The sequence below is a fragment of the Paenibacillus sp. NPDC058367 genome, from assembly GCF_042723305.1.
Classification (GTDB): domain Bacteria; phylum Bacillota; class Bacilli; order Paenibacillales; family Paenibacillaceae; genus Paenibacillus_AQ.
Genome location: NZ_JBHXIZ010000009.1, coordinates 136436 through 152140, shown reverse-complemented (window position 1 = coordinate 152140; position 15705 = coordinate 136436). Strand labels below are relative to the sequence as shown.

Genomic DNA, 15705 nt, shown 5'->3' with positions numbered 1-15705 from the left:
TCATTTTAAAACATGAATCAAAGCTAATTTATCACAGCGTCATAGCACGCCCATATCTAGCTAAATACTCTTCCTTCTCCTTATAATCCGGCATGAGGCTTCCAACCTTTCGCCAAAAAGAGCGGTCATGATTCATATGAAGTAAATGACACAGTTCATGGATGATTACATAATCGATAACTTCCACTGGAGCCATCGCTAGGCGATAGTTAAAGGTTAGCTTTTTATCCGAACTACAGCTTCCCCACTTGGTTCTAGACTCAACAATGTCAATCGTCTTAGGCTTTACTCTAAGCTGTGTCTGATATTTATTGATCCGTTCACCTACAACCTTCTTACAGCTGGCGAAATAGAATTTCTTCAGCTTAAGTTTAAGCTCTTCCTCATTTAAATCCCCTGTCTCTATTAACTCTTGAAGCGAATAATATTTGCCTAGATACAGGAACTTACCCTCATCTTCATACTCTTTGAGCTTTGGTGTTTCTCGGTTCGCTTCAATACTTTTCAGCTTCTCCACTATTAATTTCCCATTACGCTCTACCACGCTTTTGATCGTCTCTTCACTTGTTTTCTTGGGAACTTTGAGCGTTATACGCCCTGAAGAATCTATATGAATGGAGATTTTCTTGCCATTTCCATATTGAACATTAAACTCGATCACCTGATTGTCGTACTCAATCTTCATACCCACCATCGTTTCTATAAGGTTATTCGCAAAAAAAAAGAAGAACGCATTTTAGCGTCCCTCTATTTTAACATGATTCATCAACTCACTGGATACTCCCTTACAATGCAACCATTTCCCAATCCGCTAACTTTTCTTTTTGCGAAATCGTAAATGCCTTGGTTAACAGATTCGCTTCCAGTTTCGCTTCGTTCAGCAGATTTTTCCAAGTTATCACCACATTATTCTCATCTACCTGTTCAATCTGAATGTCTCCATCAAAGGCTGGATTACTATTTCTGAATTTCAAAATGTTAAAGAGCTTTTGCACAACCGGGCGCTTCACCTCAGCATCAACCTCATCTTGGGTATAATAATGCCGATTAATATTCCGTCCTTCTTTGGTCTTTTCCAGAAGCTCTATATCATTCACTCCAGCTAATAGCCCCACATAATAAATCTGCGGTATGCCTGGTGCAAAACATTGGATGGCTCTCGCCAGCAAATAAGCCTGATCATCATTCCCAAGTGCTGAATAATAGGTACAGTTTATTTGGTAAATATCAAGATTGTTATATGCTTCGGTGCTATATATTTTTTTGACATTAGCTCCTTGGCTATAGAGACTTTCTCTTGTCATTTCTGCTTCTTCATCGCTCAAAAGATCCTTTACATCCACCACACCAATACCATCATGCGTGTCTAGTGTTGTAAACTGTTTTCTCGGGCAAATCTCCAGCCAATGAACCAACCGGTTTACTTTCCCACTAAATAAAGCATGCAGCACTAACATCGGTAACGCAAAATCATATACATAGTAATCTTGATCTGCGATTTTTAACTGGATGCTATAATGCTCATGAATTTCCGGCAAAACGGTCACGCCATAAGGGGCAACGGTCTGCTCAGAGTGATTCAGCATCTCCCAAATATCCGGCTCAACAAAGAAACAATTCGTACCGATTTTTTTGTTGGCATATGCGAAAGCATCTAGTCGAATAATTGAAGCACCTTTTTCCGCCAAAAAGGTAAGGTTGTCTGTTATAAATTTCTGCGTCGTTGCTGTGGTCACATCCAGATCAATCTGTTGTTCATCAAAGGTACACCATACTTTCTCCAAGCTACCATCCTTAAAGGCAACCTCTACGTATGGAGCGCGTGGTTTACGCTTATATATTAAATCCACATCTTCCTGAGTGGGCTCCCCGTTCGGCCAAAAATCCTTGTAACGGATAAACAAGTCGGCATATTCTGATGCATCCTTTTTCTCAAGAAAGTCCTGAAAATAAGGAGATTGTCTGGAGATATGATTAATCATAAAATCAAACATCATATAATAATCTTTACTCATCGCTTCGACGTCCGACCAATCTCCGAATGCAGGATCCACTTTGGTATAATCCATTGGTGCAAATCCTCTGTCACCCGAAGAAGGATAAAACGGTAGTAAATGAACACCTCCAACGATGCCTCGCAGATGCTTATCTAATACTTCGTTTAATTCTTTTAAATTACGCCCGAGGCTATCTGCATAGGTAATCAACATAGCTTCATTCTTAATTTGCATTATAAATCCCCCTCGTTAGATTTCGGCTACATCTGCACTCTTTTCCCCTTTGCATATCAAAGCCTCATAAGGCCTCAACAGACCATTATCATGATTATCAATGTTAGACAGTACAACATGGCCTGCAAGAGGATTAGTTAACGGAATGGCTTGATCCGTAAAATTACAAATTACCGTCCAACACTCATTCCCGTAAGTTCGAACATATCCACCTAGCTCATTCGAGTCCACATAAATCTCATGATAATCACCATAAATTAACGCCTTATTGTCCCGTCTCAGCTTGATTAATTCCCTATAAAAATGAAGGATAGAATTATCATCTTGTAGCTCTTCCTCCACATTAATCGATGAGTAATTCGGATTCACATTAATCCATGGCTCCGCATTCGTAAATCCGGCCATTGGTTCTGAACTCCATTGCATCGGTGTGCGGCCCTGATCCCTGCTTCTGATCGCTAAATAGTTCAGGATATCTGCCTCCGATCTACCCATTGCAGTTTCGTTACGGTGATAATTTAAGCTCTCAATATCTCTGTACTCTTCAATTGAAGCCATGAAATAATTGGTCATTCCAATCTCTTGTCCTTGATAAATAAACGGTGTTCCTCGCATTAAGAAATAATAGGCAGCCAGCATTTTAGCTGAGTCTTTATGGTATATCCCGTCGTTACCGAATTTTGAAACCGAACGCACATGATCATGATTCTCCATAAAAAGTGCCATCCAGCCCTTATTGGCTGTCTCAATCTGCCATTTAGATAATGCGTGCTTAAATTCAGCCAGCTTCCAAGGATGATAGATTCCTTTAGCCATTGGCTTGGCATCCAGATCTACATGATCAAATTGAAATATCATATTAAAGACGCCGTTTTGCTCATCAACATATTCATGAATTTGCTCTATCGGAACCCCAGGGGCTTCCGCAACCGTCATCACATTGCGAGGTTCCAGAACCTCCTGTTTCATCTCGTGAAGAAAATCCAAAATTCCGGGTTGATTCAAACAAGCTTCTGCCAGAGGAACATAGCGGCGGTCGTCTTCAGACTTAAGGTGCGGAAATTGCTGATTTTTTTTAATAAATGTGATCGCATCAATGCGAAATCCGGCTATTCCCCTGTCAATCCACCAATCCATCATGGAAAAGATGCTTTGGCGAACTTCGGGATTCTCCCAATTAAGATCCGGTTGTTTCTTAGAGAAACAATGTAAATAATATTCCTGTGAGGTCTCGTCATATTCCCAAGCTGAACCTCCAAAATTCGATTCCCAGTTGGTAGGTTCCTGACCATCGTTCCCAGGCTTCCATATATACCAGTCACGCTTTGGATTGTCCTTAGAACTTCTGGACTCCATAAACCAAGCATGTTCATCAGAGGTGTGATTCGCTACCAGATCCATGATCATACGAATTCCGTACGCTTCCGCTTGTGTGATCAATTCGAGCATATCTTCCATACTTCCAAACTCATCCTGAATTTTATAGAAATTCCGAATGTCATACCCATTGTCATCATTAGGTGAATCGTAGACCGGACACAACCAAATAACATTGATGCCCAAATCCCTTAAATACCCGAGTCGGTTGATGATTCCACGCAAATCCCCTACTCCATCTCCATTTGAATCCTGAAAACTCCGGGGATAAATCTGATAAACCACACTTTCTTTCCACCAGTTGCTGTTTCTAGTCTCCATAAATCCACACTTCCTCCAGCACCCGAGTTTAGGGCTTTCTTTATCTTATTTAATAGCGCCTTGGCTGACGCCTCTGATGATGTAACGTTGACCAAACAAATAAGCAATAAGAATCGGCAGGATCGTTAACAGAAGTGCTGGTATCAACAGCTCCCAGTTATTCATATACGTTCCGTTAAACACCTTCATCTTAATAGGCATAGTAAAATGGTTATCCTGAGTCAGCACCAATGAAGGTAGCAGATAATCATTCCAAATCCATAACACATTCAGAATCGCAATTGTCACTGAAGTTGGAGCCAACATAGGCAGTACAATCTTAAAGAAAGTCTGTCTACGATTACATCCATCGAGCAGTGACGCCTCTTCCAATTCATAAGGAATCGACTTCACAAAACCATGGTACATAAATACCGATAACGCACTTCCGAAGCCGATGTAGAGAATAATCAATAATGGAATAGGTGCCGCATCGATCCAATGAAGCTTTGCCCCGTAGATATAAATCAGGGGAATCATAATGGACTGAAACGGAATAATCATGGAAGCCACCATTAGAGCAAAGAAACCATTATTAAATTTAGTCGAATGTCTCACCATGTAATAGGCGGTCATTGCTGCAAAGACACCAATGAATAGGACACTGAAAAAGGTGACTACGACCGTGTTTCTAAACGAGACAAAAAAATTCATTTTATCAATGACTTCAGCAAAATGCCCGAAGTTTAAGCTGGTCGGCAGTGAAAAAGGGCTTTCGAGAATTTGACCATTGCTCTTGAAGGAATTGACGATCATAAGAAAGAATGGAAAAACAAAAATAATGAAAAATACAATTAAAAATAAATACGTCAGAATCACGGAAGTTTTTCGTCTAGCACTCATCATGCAGCAACCTCCAATTTCTTACTGAAATAAACCTGCAGGCCGGTAACAACTGCAACGATAGCAAACAATACAAAGGCTTCCGCTTGGCCAACGCCATAATTATTTTCGACAAAGGCCTTTTTTACCACATGCATCGATACCATGGTTGTACTATCATATGGTCCGCCTGCCGTTAGAGAATAGTTAACGTCGTAAACCATAAAGGCATTCTTCAGAGTTAAAAAGATGGTCACTACAAAGGAAGGAACCATCAGCGGCAAAGTAACCTTTCTCAACCGTTGCCATCCATTGGCACCATCAATCGTGGCTGCTTCCACTACATCTTTTGGCACATTGACTAAGCCAGCGACAAAAATGATCATCATATAGCCCGCTGATTGCCAGATCGACACAATAACAATGGCCCAGAAAGCTAAATGTTCATCCCCTAGCCACCCTAAACGCAGCCATTCTATCCCGAACTTCTCACCAATAGAAGGCATGGTTTGTACGAATATAAACTGCCAGATGTAACCTAGAATCAAGCCACCAATCAAATTCGGTGTGAACAGGGAGGTTCGAAAGAAATTTTGCATCTTCACTCCGGAAGTCACTAAATAAGCCAATATAAAACCGAGAATATTGATGATAATAACAGTTGTCACGACAAACTTAACGGTCAACAAAAGAGAATCCCAAAACTTGGAGTCCGTAAATGCTGTCTTATAGTTAGCTAAACCTGAGAACTCTATTGGATTTAATGGAGAGGTCATATTGGTAAAGGTCAGATATAATCCATATGCAAAAGGAATCAGCACGGCAATCGTAAAGAAAATGATCGTGGGACCGGTGAAAAATAACTGGTTGCCCATTCGTTTGATCAGACGTTTTTCTGATATCATACGTTTAGCACACCCCTAATTGCTTTAAGGAGGAAACAGGTGAGAGTCACCCCAACCCGTTTCCCGCAATTCAGCAAATGATTAATTACTTTTGGCTTTTGTAATAGGTTTCAATAGCTTTGGCAAGATCAGCACGGGATTCTTTTTGGGCGATATATTTCTGAATATCCGGTGCAAGAATGTTGCCCCAATCCTCGACCTTCACATAGTTTGAGCTGAACGGCATCGTATTGCCGGCTACCACAGCATCCGCAATCGCTGATCCGAGTGGATTGTTCACTTTCAAAGAGTTGTTCTTAAAGGCTGAGACGACTTGCGACTGGTTCACCAGAAAATCTTGACCTTTTTCATCATAAACGAGCCAGTTCAGGAACTTCTTAGCTGCTTCTTGCTCAGCCGGGGTTGCCGCTTTATTAATCACCAGAATATTAGTTGGACCTGCAGCAATCTTATTGTTCAGCGGATTGTCTGGATTGTTATCCACTGGGACAGGTATAAATCCGAAGGATTCTCCACTAACCGCCTGCAATGAATCATAAGCCCAGTTCCCGTTAAACAGGATAGCTGACTCCCCTTTACCCACACTTACATGCGCATCGTCATAGTACTTGCCCAGTGGACGTTCACCGTATTTGTTGTATTCTTTGGATACCAGCAGATCCATCGTATCGTAGTAACCATTCCAAACATCATTACTAGCTAAATCAAATGTTCCGGCTTTTAGTTGCTCTACAATCGTGTTCGGATCTTCTGCCTGATTCACAAACTGTGTACTGTAATGGTTCGCTACGGACCAGTTTTCAGTTTGATAGGCAACCGGATATTTCACCCCGGATGCTTTAATTTGATCTAATAATTCTTTTAGTTTGTCACGAGTATTGATAGTGTGCGGATCGAAGGTACCGCCAACAGCCTTATCAAGTACACTCTTGTTGTATACGAGACCGAAGCCTTCTATTGAAAATGGAAAACCGGCAATTTTTCCCTCTGCGTCTTTAACGCCGTAAACCGTTTCTTCATTCCACTTCTCACCTGAAAGATCTATACCGAAATCTTTATATTTGTTCACAATGGAGTCGGGGGACATCATCGCCATAGTTACCGTTTTACCGGATGCCGTAAGTTTATCCAGCAAATTAACGGTATCACCAACAGCTCCTGAGACAGCCTCAACCTTGATATTTGGATTCGCTGCCATGAAATCTTTAGCCGCCTGTTCCCATTGGGAAGCGATTTCACCTTTACCGTTCGTAATAATTATGCTGACTTGCTCATCCTTCGAGTTCGCTGCCGGACTGGACCCCGCTCCGTTGGATCCACCACAAGCTGTCAATGAAACAGCAAGCAAAAGAACAAATAATAAAACAGATATCTTTTTCAAACAAAACCCCTCCATTTTGTGCTTTTTTATATGCTAGACCCCTATAAAAGTCTGAACATCAGATTGATACCGTTTTCATTAGTTAAAAAAATTCTTCATAAATTCAACTGGCTTATATACTAGAAAGCTTTCTTGCCTGTATTGTAACATCACTTGGTATCGGTTTCAATACAATTTAAAGCTAAGTTTATAAATTATTCGGAAAAACTACTGATAAACAAGGTAATTCCAGTTAATTATTTACCCCTTAGACGTGGTATCGATACCAATAAAGAGAAATAAAAAAGCGAGTCTGCATTGCAAATTCGCTTATCAGTGTTAAGTAGATTCTCGAACTACCAGTTCTACCGGAAGCTCATAAGTAACTGGCTCTACATTGAAATCATCCAGCATCTCCATAAGAACTTCCCCTGCTTTACGCCCCATCTGCTCTATAGGCTGCCGTATAGTCGTTAATGCGGGATCCAACATTTCAGCGAGGGGCTGGTCATCGAAACCAATGATCGCCAGATCTCGTGGGATACTTAACCCTTCCTTTTTCGCAGCCATCATCAAACCACCAGCAATTTCATCACTGCCTGTAAACACAGCGGTTGGACGATCCTTCATTTCAAGCAAGAGTTTCATTACTTTTTTCCCATCTTCAATGGTATGCTGGTTGACCAAAATCCAGTTAGGATTCACTTGAATCCCGGCCTCTTCCAATGCTTTTTGATAACCTAGGTTACGGTCTTTATCTTTCCCGGCCTCGGTAAACAGACCTCCCGTACAGTAAGCAATTTTACGGTGACCTCTTTCAATGAGGTGCTTGATTCCTAAGTATGTACCTTTAAATTGATCCAGCCGAATCATCGGAATTTTTGCATTACTCACATATTCATTACATAACACAATAGGCCCAAATTCAGTATACGGTTCAATGACTTTCCAATCATTCTCAATGGATGCCATGATGATGCCGTCCGCTTGTTTGGTCTTCAACAAATTTAAATAGGTTAATTCTCTCTCCTTATCCTCATTAGTCTGACAGATCAAGGTTTGGTAGCCGTTTTTGTAACCAACCTTCTCTATGGAATCAACTAAATAGGAGAAAAAAGGATTCACAATTCTAGGAACTACGACAGCTATCGTTGTTGTCACTTGTCCTCTTAATCTTCTTGCCGAGAGATTCGGGGTATATTCAAGCTCTTCCATTGCTTTTAATACCAATTCTCTTTTATCTGCTGAAATATGAGGATAGTTATTTATTACTCGGGATACGGTCGTCTTAGACACTCCTGCTAAACGCGCCACATCTAAAATATTTGCCATTTCTACACTCACTCCAGATAGGGACAGTTTTTGAAACCAGTTTCAATCATTTTAGCTTAAAATATAAAAAAATGAAAGGGTCCTCAATACACTGGATATCCTGCCACAAACATCGCTAAATACAAAAGACTCCCCGCAACAGAAACTACAGTAAGGATAGCATCCTTTGATTTCTCTTCAGTGAGCGCGACAGCAGCAAAAGCTAGTGGAAATGCAACAAGCAAATACCGCGGGGCTGACAGCAGCCAGGTAGCTCCCACTACGAACGCAAAATACACGATGAAATAGGCGGTGTATGAAGGTCGTATCTTTTTTGCACCCATGAACATGATAATTAGTGCTGAGAATATAGCGATTAAATTAGGCAGCCATAAGCCGAGAAAAGAACGGCTATCTCCACTCTTAAAGGTGCCCACAGCGTATTCCATCTGATATCTTACCGTATCAAAAAAGAGATAAAACCGCTGAGACCAATGCTCTCTCTGGTAAATACTGAACTGAAAAGCATATCCCGTCACGTGATAATTAATAAACAGATAGGCCAGCAAGCCCGTTGATATGATAGCGAGAAAACATACAGCGCTGATGATTCTATGTATAAAGACTTTTTTACTTAATAGCTTATAGTTGCCTATCAGATCCCGTCCAAATTCAATCGCAACCGGTACAATCAGAAGCACTCCGGGAGAACGTGTATAAGCTGCAAGTGCACCGCATAAGCATCCGATCAGCCATTCCTTTTTTCTCACAAAATATAAACACATCAAAGATAATGCCAGAAATAGAGCCTCGGTCATCGGAATGAAGAAAAAGAACGCGGCAGGGAATATGAAAATGTATTTCACGACCCGCATGGCATTCTTTCGATGCATGTCTAATGCTGCCAGTTCATAAGCAACCAATGCAGCGACAATCGATGAGATATTGGAAACGATGAATCCAGCGACAAGATAATTCCCTACGAATGCCTGAACTACTCTTATTAAATTTGGAAAAAAGGGAAAGAACACGATATGGAATCTCGCATCACCCTCGGTCACGTATCCATTCTCAGCAATGCCCAAATAACTAGAAGCATCGATTCCAGAGATATGCCAAGTCTCTGCCATTTTGCTAAGCAGACCACCTGAATAGCCATTCTGTATGATCAAAAATGAATACCCGATGAGCATAAGCAGGATACGACTCGCCAATATCCATCCAATAATATAAAGCCAAGCCTGTCTTCTATCCTGCTCCTTACTCTTCCAAGTCACTTCAGGTGCTGGATTCGTCAAAACAAAATCCGTCAATACAGGTATAGTGCGGAGCCCCAATAGCGCAAAAAGCCCGAAACAGACCACAGAAGCGAGGGTGCCCAGCATGGTCCAGCTCTGAGTCGAAATGGCCCAGTAAATAGCCGTCACCATCATAACAAGTATGAAGATGAAGGAAATGATTTTGTCGTGCTTTTTCATTTGATCCTCCAGTTATTTAGTCCGAACAATTGTTTAGGAAAAAAAGGATATAATTACCTATAGAAATATAATAGTCTTTGTGTATTTTTTTGTAAATCACATCTTATCTCTTCGTTCCTTACTCCCCCTCATAGCTGAAATAAAAGTTCAAAGGCAATTCATCATCACTTTGAAAACTGTTCGACATCCTGTAGGTTATATACAATTTATCCTCGCCCTTGCCGTATGACCATGATTCTTCGATAGAGCCTGTTAATGGCTTTAGCGGAAGAGTCATCCTGTCAATCGTTTGGATGGATTTTTCGACTTTGTCAGCCGCCTCCTCATCCGTAGGTTTGTATTGGTTCATAAAAGCACGTACCAGTTCTCTCGCATCTTGATAACCACTTTCCGATCTGGGAAAGACCGTTCCTACCCGGTAACCAATGATTTTATTAGTCTTAACATCTACCACAATCTGCTGTATAAACTCCTTTTGATTCACGGATAAGATATCATCCTGCATAATTGTACCCAAGGTTGTATCGTATTCACCCACTGTATCCGCAATTTGCAAAGCAGCAAGCCCTTCTTCACGCGGTTCCATGAACACAGCCCGATGCTCTTCCACATGTGTGAAAAGCTCAGCATACTGGGGTCTGTCCTTACTGCATGCAGTAAATACCAGCAAAAGAATGACTATTCCAAAAATGAGATTGAAATATGATTTTTTCAAACGAATACACCTCCTGGCCTGACGAAACCGGTTTGGTTGATCAACCCCCTAAACCTTACCATATATTTGAAAAAAGACACAGATATTCATGCCTTATATTAGAAAAATGAAGCATGCCCACGGCAGTGGGCCCCAAAGAAAAAGCCCGAGCGTTTATGCTCGGACTTAATATCATTCAAATGGATAGATCCAGAAATGCTCTGTTCCAAAACGATCTTGGATTTCTTTATCCTCTAGCGTTTTGCTGCCTAACAGTTCAGCGGCTTGGAATTGGGATTTATGCGCCTGAATGGATGCCATCTTTTGCTTCAGGAAATCTTTCACTTCAATGATAACCTGAGGCTTTCCAATCTCTTCAATATTATTCGCGAAAGCTATACAGTGAACAGGAGGTCTCTCTGCCTTGGGCATTCTTCCAACCGTTCGAACCACTGCAGCTCCGGTAGCATCATGATCGGGATGAACGCTGTACCCCGGATAGAATGTAATGACCAGTGAGGGGTTAAGCTCCTTCAGAAGCGCATCAATATGGCCCTCGAGCAGAGCTTGATCTTCAAATTCAATCGTTTTATCGTGGAAACCAAGCATTCTCAAATCCTGTATTCCAATCGCTCGGCAGGATTCTTCCAGCTCCTTTTTACGGATCTCTGGGAGGGTTACCCGATTCGCAAATGGCGGCACGCCCATATTCCGGCCCATCTCTCCAAGTGTCAGACAAGCGTAGGTGACTTGGGTGCCGTTTTGCACATGCTTGGCAAGCGTTCCGGATATACCGAAGGCCTCGTCATCCGGATGCGGTAATATAACTAGAATATGTCTTTCCACTGAACTCCTCATCTCCTCTACCATTAGAACGGCTCCCGGCTTAATTGCAAGGATACGACCAGTTTGCCTTGGCTGTCATGACCGGCCAGAATTAATCTTTCGGTCTCACTCTCTTCATAGTGAGTTAGTCCTTCCGAGTACACCCAGCCTTGTGACATTTTTAGGCCTACGCGATAAGGTCCATGACCGGAAATCGAACCATGAGAATATCGGATCACAGCATTAGTAATGAAAGTAGCCGCTGGGTGCTTAGAACTATCGAAATGGGCAGCGTATGCTCCCGTCGTCATCTCAAGATGGATATATAGATCCTGATCTTTAAGCAGGTCGATCCTCTCTTGTATTTCGGATTGATTAATTAGCTGCAAGGTTACGCCTCCATATCTGAATGAAATTATACCTACGAAAAATAAGATCCCTACCCTATTAAGGACGGATCTGTTAAAGGATAAGCGGGTCCGTATTTCTCATCAAAGTATAACGTTCATTGCTATGTAATTCAATGGATAGAGTAATCCCCTCCAAGTGTAACAGTAATGAAATAGCGCTTTTCACGTTCACCTAAAGGGGATAAAATCATTGAGATATTATGCTGTTTTATATTAGCTCACAAACTGATCTAACATCTTTACGATGACTTCACGTCTTATAGGCTTACTGATATACTCGTCCATCCCAGCAGCCAAACAATTTTCACGGTCGCCCTTCAAGGCATTGGCCGTAACCGCGATGATAGGCGGACAGTTCTCCCTATGCTCATCTTTTAATATCCTCATAGCATCTATGCCGTTCATAATCGGCATGTGAAGATCTAATAAAATAAGATCAAATGATTCTTTCCGTGCTATTTCAACAGCGTCTTTACCATTTGTGACGGTGGTAACGCTGTGACCCATTTTTTCGAGTATTTTGGTCAGCACTAGTGCATTGATAGAATTATCTTCAGCAAGTAAAATGCTAGCCTCACGTGCGGTATGAAGCTTGTCACTGCTAGTTTCTTGAATGGGATTTACGACTGATTTCTTGGGTCTGATGGTGAAGGTAACCGACGTGCCGTTCTTGCCGTCACTCTCCGCATAGATCTCGCCACCCATCATTTCGACAATTCTACGGCTGATGGCAAGCCCAAGGCCAGTGCCTTCGTGTCTACGCATCATAAAGCTATCAACCTGCTCAAACGGTTCAAAAACGTCGGTAAGCCGCTCAGGGTCAATTCCAATCCCAGTATCAGTTACCGTAAAGGCCAACAGGGAGGGATCTTCCTTTACAAGCCTCACTTTTACCGATATGCTGCCCGCCGGTGTGAATTTCACAGCATTGCCTAGCAGGTTCAAGAACACTTGCTTCAAGCGTTCCTCGTCACCGTAAATAAATTCAGGAACGTCATGATTTATGATGCTGGTGAGCTCCAGATGTTTTTGTTCAGCTTTTATTGCGATAACAGAAAAGCTGTCCTTGAGGCAAGTTCGCAGATCGAATGTATCCTCTTGTAGCTCGCTTCGGCCTGCCTCAATTTTTGAAAGATCAAGGATATCATTAATTATATTGAGCAGGATTCCTCCGCTTTTGCGAATGATTTCTACATATTCACGTTGTTCTTCATTGAGCTCTGTTTCAAGCAGAATATCAGTCATGCCGATCACCCCGTTCATGGGAGTGCGAATTTCATGACTCATCATAGCCAGGAACTCACTTTTAGCTCTATTCGTGGACTCTGCAGCTTCCTTAGCTAGCGACAATTGCCTTTGCTCGGAAATATCCTTGCATATAAGGTAAAATCCGATATTATGATTGTTCACATAAATGGGTGCAATACTGGTGAGCACTTCAACTACTTCGCTGTCCTTAGTGACAAGCTTATTGATATACTGCTCAACCGTATTATCGTAAAGGGCTCTTTCCAGAATGCGCTGGACATTCTCTTCTCCAATCAGACTCGCAAGCTTCATCCCGATCAACTCGGACTCGATGGAGTAGCCCGTTAACTTTTCCGTCATACTATTGGTGTTAATGATTCGACCGTCAAGGTCAAAGGAAATGACGGCGTCATGGTTGTATTTTTTAAGCGACGTATACCGTTCAACAGACTCCTGAAGGCGTTGCTCGGATTCCTTTTGCTTTGTAATGTTAACGATCTGGCAAATGAAATATGCTGGCTGGTTCGACTCGTCGCTGAATAAGTGGAGAGTAAGCTGTCCCCAAATATAATCTCCATTTTTTGTGATAAACTGCTTTTCCATCTGCACTTCTGTTTCCTCACCCAAGAGGGCTTTTAAATCATGAAGGTTGCCGAAATCCTCGGGGTGAGAAAGGTCTTCTAACCGCATATCCTCAAACTCTTCAATGGAATAACCAAAAATCTGTTCAAAGGCTGGGTTTATGGTCAGAATCAAACCATTTGGCGATAAAAGGGCGATTCCAAAGGAGGCGTGATTAATCACCTGTTGGTTGAATTGTTCCTGGTTTAGATTTACGCGATGCATAGCGACCTCCATGGGATGATGTGATTTTTGCGTGAAAAAATAGACCTTCTATTTAGAAGGTCCTATTTATAACTTATAGTCTAATTTACCCACTTTGTTATTAATTGAATCTGTTAACTTAATGGGATCGAATAAAACAGTCTGGATCCGTTGTTGTTGGTATACCATACAATTTTGTCGCCGCTAACAATAGGGCTGCTTTCTGATAGTACAAAGTTCTTAATCGTTTGGATACCGCCAGTGGTTGCACCCTCTCCATTTATAAGAACATATTTCAGGTCACCCGGATGATTCTCTTTATCAAACTCCTGCCACAGCACCATCATTTTGTCGTCTGTGATTTTTACTAGTTTAGGAATGGAAGCGATCTGGTTCGTACCAACATATTTAGCCAAGGTGATGTGGTTCACTGCTGTGCTAGACAGGTTGGCTTTTGGTAGAACACTAAGAACGATATCTCTCTGATCCTTCTCCAGTCCCACCATCTCATAAGACGTATATTCTTTGACAAGCGAATGGTCAATCGTATTCATAGCGACAATATAGTTCGCCGAAGACATCTCAAATCCGCCTATAGAAACGCCTGTGGTGTTCGCTCCGATTTTGCCGGGAATATTAAACAGGTCTACCTCGTTATAGCTGGTTCCATTTCCTTTATTCAGCACAATCGAACGAGGATAGGCATCACCATGATCCACTAGAACATGCGTAGCACCATCAAACAATACATATTGATCAAAAGAGTGGCTGACATGATTCTTCTGGAATCTTCCCAGATCATTCGTCACGGTCATTGTTTGGGTATTCACGATAATGGTCAGCTGCGATTGATGATTTAGTTTATCTTCTGTCGTGTATCTTGTACGTGAAGTGTGGAATACAAGCGTATCACCAGCCTCGGCCATACTACCAGAGCCAGAATCAAAAGGGCTAACCGTATAACTCTCGCCACCCTTAATGGAGACACTATCTACTCTATTAAAGCTTTTATCATAACGGACAATACGAATCACTTCTTTGCTATCATTCTCTTCGCGATTCTCTTGTCCAAAAGCAATATAGTTATACTTCTCCCCACTATAGAAACCACCAAATATCGGAAGCTCAAAAGGGATACTCTTATTTCCAGTTAGTTCAAACTTCTCATTATATGATTCAATCGTAACTTCCTTATTCGCCTCAAGGACACTTTCAGTCCCGTCATTATTATTCACGAGATAGGAAGTGGCCGTACTTTTCCATCTGGGAAAATAAGAAGATACAGCGTTACTTTCGGTTTTCACCGCCGTCTTTACCCGGTAAGCATGATCTGGAACTTTTGAGAACAAGGATATGCGATCAGACTGAACGTCATATTCGATATCGAATGGAATTTTCCCCGCCAAATCTCGCAACTGAACATAGTTATTCTCGTCAATATTGTACGCCGTAATCGACTGTAGCTGTCCGTTCACTAGCACTTTAGAGGTCGACAGCGTAGCTGAATAATTTCTATTGCGACTATAGTAGTTGCTGCTAGCTTTCTTTTCGGGAGTATAGGCTTGCCCGGTTATGATCTCTATCGCATTGTTTGCTTTATTCCAAGTGATATCAAATTGACTGGCTGTTCCCGAGAAATACTCCGCTACATCGCGCAGCCAGAAATAATTGTTGTTCGAGATATTGAATCCGTTCAGGTCCCTTTGTTCTCCGTCAAAATATGTACTGCTCTCGGTTACCTTAGCCTTCACCGTACTGCTCGCAAAGGTTGTAGTGCCTAGTGCTGGTATAACCAGTAATACAATTAGCAAAACACTAAAAATCCTCTTCATCCAACTTTTCCCCCATTTATATATAAA

Annotated in this window: 13 protein-coding genes; all 13 read right to left on the bottom strand. The window is 41.7% G+C overall.

Annotated features, from left to right (window positions below; translation table 11 throughout):
- Positions 1–31 precede the first annotated feature (31 nt).
- The 13 genes from ACFWMP_RS29595 to ACFWMP_RS29535 all read right to left on the bottom strand — a co-directional run bounded on the left by ACFWMP_RS29595 (position 32) and on the right by ACFWMP_RS29535 (position 15678).
- A complete protein-coding gene (locus ACFWMP_RS29595) occupies positions 32–685 on the bottom strand; it encodes a M48 family metallopeptidase (RefSeq protein WP_042184945.1) in 654 nt (217 codons plus the stop codon).
- Between the two features lie 100 nt (positions 686–785).
- Positions 786–2231: a sucrose phosphorylase gene (gene gtfA, locus ACFWMP_RS29590; RefSeq protein WP_379425895.1), complete on the bottom strand. Its 1446-nt coding sequence runs from the start codon at positions 2229–2231 to the stop codon at positions 786–788.
- 15 nt (positions 2232–2246) lie between these two features.
- Positions 2247–3929: a glycoside hydrolase family 13 protein gene (locus ACFWMP_RS29585; RefSeq protein WP_379425893.1), complete on the bottom strand. Its 1683-nt coding sequence runs from the start codon at positions 3927–3929 to the stop codon at positions 2247–2249.
- Positions 3930–3974: 45 nt separating this feature from the next.
- The gene (locus ACFWMP_RS29580) at positions 3975–4811 is read right to left on the bottom strand and encodes a carbohydrate ABC transporter permease (protein WP_339248422.1); all 837 of its coding nucleotides are present in this window, start codon (positions 4809–4811) and stop codon (positions 3975–3977) included.
- Positions 4811–5695 (bottom strand): carbohydrate ABC transporter permease, encoded by an 885-nt coding sequence (locus ACFWMP_RS29575; protein ID WP_042184938.1) that lies wholly within the window; start codon positions 5693–5695, stop codon positions 4811–4813. The genes ACFWMP_RS29580 and ACFWMP_RS29575 overlap by 1 nt, the downstream gene beginning before the upstream one ends.
- An 85-nt stretch (positions 5696–5780) precedes the next feature.
- Entirely contained in the window at positions 5781–7076 is a 1296-nt protein-coding gene (locus ACFWMP_RS29570) for an ABC transporter substrate-binding protein (RefSeq protein WP_052404151.1), read from the bottom strand.
- Positions 7077–7394: 318 nt separating this feature from the next.
- Complete coding sequence (locus tag ACFWMP_RS29565) at positions 7395–8387, bottom strand: LacI family DNA-binding transcriptional regulator (protein ID WP_042184934.1); 993 nt, start codon at positions 8385–8387, stop codon at positions 7395–7397.
- Positions 8388–8470: 83 nt separating this feature from the next.
- On the bottom strand, positions 8471–9844 hold the full coding sequence (locus ACFWMP_RS29560) for a hypothetical protein (protein ID WP_379425890.1): 1374 nt from the start codon (positions 9842–9844) through the stop codon (positions 8471–8473).
- A 118-nt stretch (positions 9845–9962) separates the two neighbouring features.
- Entirely contained in the window at positions 9963–10559 is a 597-nt protein-coding gene (locus ACFWMP_RS29555) for a hypothetical protein (RefSeq protein ID WP_379425888.1), read from the bottom strand.
- Positions 10560–10730: 171 nt separating this feature from the next.
- A complete protein-coding gene (bshB2, locus tag ACFWMP_RS29550; protein ID WP_042193301.1) occupies positions 10731–11384 on the bottom strand; it encodes a bacillithiol biosynthesis deacetylase BshB2 in 654 nt (217 codons plus the stop codon).
- Between the two features lie 23 nt (positions 11385–11407).
- Positions 11408–11752: a YojF family protein gene (locus ACFWMP_RS29545; protein WP_042184926.1), complete on the bottom strand. Its 345-nt coding sequence runs from the start codon at positions 11750–11752 to the stop codon at positions 11408–11410.
- Between the two features lie 234 nt (positions 11753–11986).
- Entirely contained in the window at positions 11987–13867 is a 1881-nt protein-coding gene (locus ACFWMP_RS29540) for a PAS domain S-box protein (RefSeq protein ID WP_042184924.1), read from the bottom strand.
- 113 nt (positions 13868–13980) lie between these two features.
- Complete coding sequence (locus ACFWMP_RS29535; protein ID WP_379425885.1) at positions 13981–15678, bottom strand: hypothetical protein; 1698 nt, start codon at positions 15676–15678, stop codon at positions 13981–13983.
- Between the last annotated feature and the right edge of the window lie 27 nt (positions 15679–15705).